This is a genomic window from Acidimicrobiales bacterium (genome assembly GCA_035540975.1).
Classification (GTDB): Bacteria; Actinomycetota; Acidimicrobiia; order Acidimicrobiales.
This window is the reverse complement of sequence record DATLFN010000093.1, coordinates 1-5,817: the sequence shown is the minus strand read 5'-3', so window position 1 is coordinate 5,817 and position 5,817 is coordinate 1. Positions and strand designations below refer to the sequence as shown.

General features: G+C 75.7%; 4 protein-coding genes. All 4 read right to left on the bottom strand.

What is annotated here, in order from left to right:
* Positions 1–17: 17 nt before the first annotated feature.
* Complete coding sequence (gene murD, locus VM242_10310; GenBank protein HVM05558.1) at positions 18–1,313, bottom strand: UDP-N-acetylmuramoyl-L-alanine--D-glutamate ligase; 1,296 nt, start codon at positions 1,311–1,313, stop codon at positions 18–20.
* Between the two features lie 5 nt (positions 1,314–1,318).
* Positions 1,319–2,353, bottom strand: a complete 1,035-nt coding sequence (mraY, locus tag VM242_10305; GenBank protein ID HVM05557.1) for a phospho-N-acetylmuramoyl-pentapeptide-transferase — start codon at positions 2,351–2,353, stop codon at positions 1,319–1,321.
* Positions 2,350–3,774, bottom strand: coding sequence for a UDP-N-acetylmuramoyl-L-alanyl-D-glutamate--2,6-diaminopimelate ligase (locus VM242_10300; protein HVM05556.1), 1,425 nt, complete (start codon positions 3,772–3,774; stop codon positions 2,350–2,352). The genes mraY and VM242_10300 overlap by 4 nt, the downstream gene beginning before the upstream one ends.
* Before the next feature lie 11 nt (positions 3,775–3,785).
* Positions 3,786–5,817, bottom strand: a 2,032-nt coding sequence (locus tag VM242_10295; GenBank protein ID HVM05555.1) for a penicillin-binding protein 2, incomplete at its 5' end; no start/stop codon positions are given.

The following is a 5,817-nucleotide window of genomic DNA, read 5'->3' as shown; positions in this document are numbered from 1 at the left end:
GCGTGCGCATCATCGGTTCAGCCCGCATGGCCGCCCTCCAGCAGGTCGTGCACGGCGGCGGCGAAGTCGTCGCCCCGCTCGGCGTAGTTCCGGTACCAGTCGAACGAGGCGCACCCGGGCGACAGGAGCACGGCGTCCCCGGGCCGGGCGGCGGCGGCCGCGGCGCCCACGGCGTCGGCCATGGACCGGGCGACGGTCACGGGGGCGGCGCCCGAGAAGGCGGCCTCGACCTCGGGGGCGGCCTCGCCGATGGCGACGACGGCCCGCACCCGGTGGGCCTGGCCGGCCAGGGGGCGCAGGTCGAGGCCCTTGTTCCGGCCGCCGGCGATGAGCACGACGGACTCGAAGCCGCGCAGGGCCGCCTCCACCGAGGCCGGGGTGGTGGCCTTGGAGTCGTCGTAGTACCGCACGCCACCAGCCTCGCCGACCAGCTGCACGCGGTGGGGGAGCCCCGCGAAGGCGGTGACGCCGGCCCGGCACGCCTCCGTGCCGGCACCGGCCGCGGAGGCGGCGGCCATGGCGGCCAGGGCGTTGGCCACGTCGTGGGGAAGGCAACGGGGCAGCTGGGAGGCGGCGACCACGTCGCCCCGGGGACCGCGCAGCGTGCCGCCGGCCACGCACCACTCGCCCCGGTCGATCCCGAAGGTGACGAGCCGCCCGGGCGCCGACCCCGCGGCGGCGGCGACCACCGGGTCCTCGGCGTTGACGACGGCGACGTCGCCCGGTCCCTGGTTGGCCCAGATGCGCGCCTTGGCGGCCGCGTAGTGCTCGAGCGTGGGGTGCCAGTCGAGGTGGTCGGCGGCGAAGTTGAGCCACACCGCCACGTCGGGCCGGAAGCCGGCGGTGTGCTGGAGCTGGAAGGAGGACACCTCGGCGACCACCACGTCGGGACGGGTGGCCACGGCCGTCACCAGGGGCAGCCCGATGTTGCCGGCGGGCACCGCCCGCACGCCGGCGGCCACCAGGATGGCGGCGGCCATGGTGGCGACGGTGGTCTTGCCGTTCGTCCCGGTGACGGCCACGAACCGGGTGCCGGGCGCCGCCGCCCGCCACGCCAGCTCCACCTCGCTGACGACGGGGACGCCGGCGGCGGCGGCGGCGGCGTGGACGGGATGGGTGGGCGGCACGCCGGGGCTGGGGACGACGAGGTCGGCGCCGGCCACGTCGTCGACCGTGCCCAGCCGGGCGCCGGACGCCGCCACGTCGAGGGCGAGCGTGTCCCCCCCGCCGTCCTCGACGACCACGACCCCGGCCCCGCCTCCCACCAGGTGGTCGGTCACCGCCCGTCCCGTCACGCCGAAGCCGACGACCACGGCCCTCAATCCAGGACCCCGAGGGAGATGAAGTCGGCGTAGAACAGACCGAGGGCCAAGGCGGTGCACAGCCCGGCCAGGATCCAGAAGCGCACGATCACCGTCACCTCGGGCCAGCCCGCCAGCTCGAAGTGATGGTGGATGGGCGCCATGCGGAACACCCGCCGGTGGAAGATGCGGAAGCTGGCGACCTGGACGATCACCGACATGGTCTCGAGCACGTAGAGGCCCCCCACCACCGGCAGGAGGAGGTGGAGGTTCATCACCAGGGCGAAGGCGGCCAGGCCGGCCCCGATGGCGAGCGAGCCGGTGTCGCCCATGAAGATGCGGGCGGGGGCGGCGTTCCACCAGAGGAACCCGGCGCAGGCGCCGGTGAGCGCCACCGCCAGCACGGCCAGGTCCAGGGCCTGGGGCACGGCGTAGACGTCGAAGTGCCGGAACTGCCAGAACCCGATGATGGCGAAGGCCGAGAAGGCGAACGTCGAGGAGCCGGCGGCCAGGCCGTCCAGGCCGTCGGTGAGGTTCACCGCGTTCGACGTCCCGATGATGAGGATCACCGCCCACATGGTCCACACGACGGGCCCGAGGTCGAGGTCGAGGGAGTTCCACCGGGTGAAGGACAGGTTGGTCTGGACCTTGGCCAGGTTGATGGCCAGCACGGCGAAGCTGACGCTGACGATGAGCTGGCCGGCGATCTTGGCCCGCTTGTTGAGGCCCAGGCTGCGCTGGTGGCGGACCTTGATCCAGTCGTCGATGACGCCGACCAGCCCTGCGCCGGCCACCGTGAACGCGACCAGCAGGCCGGCACGGGTGAAGATGGCGCTCCCCCGCACGTGGCCGGCCAGGTAGCCGCCGAGGGCGCCGGCCACGATCATCACCCCGCCCATGGTCGGGGTCCCGGCCTTGGTGACGTGGCCCTGGGGACCGTCCTCGCGGATCTGCTGGCCGATGCCGTGCGAGTGGAGCCAGCCGATGAGGACGGGCGTCCCGACCAGGGAGATGATCATGGCGATCCCCCCGGCGACGAGGAGGTCGATCACCGGGGCACCGCTGCTCGGCCGGGGTGGCCGGCGGCGGCGAGGGCGTCCCGGGCGACCCGGCGGTCGTCGAACGGCTCCGTGCGCCCGCCCGCCGTCTGCCCCGTCTCGTGGCCCTTGCCGGCCACGACCACCACGTCGCCCGGCCCGGCGGCGGCGACGGCCCACTCGATGGCGGCCCGCCGGTCGGGCTCGACCACGACGGCGCGGGCGCCAGTGGTGCCTTCCCGCACCTCGGCCAGGATGGCGCGCGGGTCCTCACCCCGGGGGTTGTCGTCGGTGAGCACCACGAGGTCGGCCAGACGGGCGGCGGCCGCCCCCATCAGGGGGCGCTTGCCCCGGTCCCGCTCGCCGCCGCAGCCGAACACGACGATGACCCTCCCGTCGCCCGCCTCGGCCCGGGCGGCACCGAGCAGCTGCTCCAGGGCGGCGGGGGTGTGGGCGTAGTCGACGACCACGGTGAACGGCTGGCCGGCGTCGACCCGCTCGAAGCGCCCGGGCACCCCCTCGAACGACGACAGGCCCCGGGCCACGGCGGCCGCCGGCACACCGAGCTCACGGGCGAGGGTCGCCGCGCACACGGCGTTGGACGCGTTGAACGCCCCGCCGACCGGGAGGGCCACCGCCTCGCCGTCCCACCGGAAGCGGGCGCCGAACGGGCCCAGCTCCAGGCCCACGGCGTCGGCCAGCGAGTAGGCGACGACGGGGAGCGGCGCGGCGTCGATCAGCCGCCGGCCCCACGGGTCGTCGGCGTTGACGACGCCCACGGCGGCCCGGGCGGCGTCGAACAGCAGGGCCTTGGCCGCGAAGTACGACTCCATGTCGCCGTGGGTGTTGAGGTGCTCGGGGCTGAGGTTGGTGAAGGCGACGGCCCGGAACCAGGTGGCGTCGACCCGGTGCTGGACGAGGGCGTCGGAGGAGACCTCGAGCGCCACCACCTCGGCGCCGGCGGCCCGGTACCCGGCGAGGGCGGCCTGGAGGTCGGGGGCCTCGGGCGTGGTGCGGGGCCCGCTCAGGGTGCCGATGACGCCGGTCTCCCGGCCCGACGCCCGCAGCACGGCGGCCAGCAGGTGGGTGACGGTGGTCTTGCCGTTGGTGCCGGTGATCCCGACCACCGGCAGGTGGCGTGAGGGGTGGCCGGCGACGGCGGCGGCGGCCGGCGCCATGGCCCGGCGGGCGTCGGCCACGCGCGCCTGCACGACGTCCACGTCCACCAGGCGCTCGCACAGCAGGGCCACGGCGCCTGCCTCGGCGGCACCGGCGGCGAAGTCGTGACCGTCGAACGACGCGCCCCGCAGGCAGCAGAACAGCGCGCCGGGACGCACGTTCCGGGAGTCGTAGGCGACGGAGGCGACGTCCACCGAGGCGGGGTCGCCGCGGCACTCGAGGACGTCGAGGTCGCCCAGGAGTCGGTCGAGCCGCATCGGTGGCGTCCTCACGGGCTGGGCGGAGGGGACGGCGGCAGCGTAGTGGTGGTGGCCGGTACCGCCCCGCCGTCCTCGGTCGCCTCCCCCGCCGACTCCGGGTTCGACCTGGGAACCTCGGCGGCCGCCGGCGGGACGGCGTCGGGGGGCGGCGGGGGGACCTGGAGCTGGCGCAGCGCGTAGCCGGCGACCTCGGAGAACACGGGGGCGGCGACCAGGCCGCCGAAGATCGGCGTGGGCTCGTCGAGCACGACGATGACGGTGAGCTCGGGCCGCTCGGCCGGGACGAACCCCGCGAAACTCGACACGTAGGCGCCCTCGGCGTACCCGCGGGCGCCCTCCCTGGGCTTGCGGGCGGTGCCGGTCTTGCCGGCCACCGTGTAGCCGTCCACGGCGGCGAGCGTGCCGGTGCCCACCCGCACGACCTCGCTCAGCATGGCGGTCACCTGCTGGGCGGTGCGGGCCGAGACGACCCGCTGGCGCTCGGGCTCGGGCGCCGCCTTGTGGCGCCCGTCGGCGTCGACGGTGGCCCGGACGAGGGTGGGCGCCACCCACGTACCGCCGTTGGCGACCGCGTTGTAGGCGCCCACCATCTGCATGGCCGTCACCGCCAGGCCCTGGCCGATGGGGACCGTCCCGATGGACGTCCCCGACCACTTCCCGGGATCGAGGAGGATGCCCCGGGACTCCCCCGGGAAGCTCAGCCCGGTCTTGCGGCCGAACCCGAACGCCCGCAGGTACCGGTCGATGCGGTCCTTGCCCAGCTCCTTGCCGACCAGGATGGAACCGACGTTGGACGAGTTGGCCATGATGTCGGTGATCGACCACTGCACGGGCGGGTGGGGCTCGTGCTCCTTGAACACGTGGTCGGCCACCTTGATGGTGGGGGGCACGTTCAGGACGTCCTGGGGCCGGACCTCGCCCTCCTCCAGGGCGGCCGAGATGGTGATCACCTTGTTCACCGAACCGGGCTCGAACACGTCGGTGACGGCCAGGTTCTTCTCCGCCTGGCGGGGCGGCCCGCCGTCCTTGCCCGCCTGGAGGTTGGCGAGGGCCAGCACCTCGCCCGTGCGGGTCTGCATGACGATGGCGGTGCCCGCCTTGGCGTTGGACGACGTGATGCGGGCCGCCAGGGCCCGCTCCGTCTCGTACTGGAGGGCCCGGTCGATGGTGAGCACCAGGTCGTCGCCGCGCACCGACGGGTCGAACCGGCGCACGCCACCGGGGATGTCGCCACCCCGGGGGTCGCGCTCGACGATCATCCGGCCCGGCCGGCCGGCCAGCCGTTCCTCGTACTGGCTCTCCAGGCCGGAGAGGCCGTTGTCGTCGGTGCCCACCCGGCCCAGGACGGGCAGGGCCAGGCCGCCGGCGGGCAGGAACCGCTCCGGTTCCTCGATCAGGGTCACGCCCGGGAGGTTCAGGGCCTCGACCCGCTCGGCCACCCCGTCGTCGACCCGCCGGGCCAGGTAGACGAAGCTCGACTCCCGGGTCAGGCGCCTCTGGAGCACGGTGGCGTCGAGCCCGAGGACGGGCGACAGCGCCGAGGCGGCGCCCAGGGGGTCGGTGACCAGGCGGGGGTCGGCCGTCACGGTGGACTGGCGGACGGTGAGGGCCAGGTCCCGGCCGTTGCGGTCGAAGATCGAGCCCCGCTCGGCCGGGAGCGTCACCGTGCGCACACGCTGCGACTCGCCGAACGCCGAGTACCGGTCCGCCTCGAGCCCCTGGACCTGCACCACGCGCGCCGACAGGAGCACGAACAGGGCGAGCATCCCCGCCATGGCGGCGGCCAGGCGGCCCTTCGGGGTGCGGTGGCGGACGTTCCAGCCGCCGCCCGCCGGGCGGCGCCGGTGGCGGCCCGCCGTCGGGCGCCCGGAGCGGGCGACCAGCAGCGCGCCGCGGTCGGCGAGGCCCGGGCCGCCGGCGCCCCGGCGGGCCCGACGACGCGTCCCGCCGTCGGCGCGCCCGGGGGCGCCGCGGTCGGCGGGGCCCGGGCCGTTCGCGGGTCGGCGGGCGGGCCGGCGGGCCGGCTGCACGGGAGGCGGC

Excerpts from the sequence above, each read along its gene's own strand:
- VM242_10300 (HVM05556.1), bottom strand. The coding sequence starts at position 3,774 with ATGCGGCTCGACCGACTCCTGGGCGACCTCGACGTCCTCGAGTGCCGC.